General features: G+C 35.3%; 1 protein-coding gene. It reads left to right on the plus strand.

Going from position 1 to position 286, the window contains the following annotated elements:
• The first annotated feature begins 24 nt into the window (after positions 1 to 24).
• The gene (locus tag ACLD7X_RS19610) at positions 25 to 105 is read left to right on the plus strand and encodes a hypothetical protein (RefSeq protein WP_411425351.1); all 81 of its coding nucleotides are present in this window, start codon (positions 25 to 27) and stop codon (positions 103 to 105) included.
• Positions 106 to 286: the final 181 nt, after the last annotated feature.

Genomic DNA, 286 nt, shown 5'->3' on the forward strand with positions numbered 1-286 from the left:
GCACTGTCATATAGATTTAAAGAAATGGGAATTACGAGAAAAAAAAACAGTTACTATATAAAGAAAGAGATGAAGAAAAAAGAGCAGAATATCAAAAAATCCTGAAAGAGCTAATTCTAATTTATGGGGTTGCAAGCCTTGTATTCATAGATGAGGCTGGTTTTGAGGAGTTTGCCTCTTCAGTGTACGGATGGTCAAAAAGAGGAGAGAGAGTATATGGGGAAAGGCAAGGAAAAAGAGGAAAGAAAGAAAACCTTGTGGCAGGTAGAAGAAAAAACAAAAAAGA

Origin of the sequence: Aphanothece microscopica RSMan92 (assembly GCF_046613545.2) — a bacterium.
Taxonomy (GTDB): Bacteria; Cyanobacteriota; Cyanobacteriia; order PCC-6307; family Cyanobiaceae; genus NIES-981.

Bases quoted from the DNA above. Each gene is read 5' to 3' on its own strand.
- ACLD7X_RS19610 (WP_411425351.1), top strand. From the start codon at position 25: ATGGGAATTACGAGAAAAAAAAACAGTTACTATATAAAGAAAGAGATG.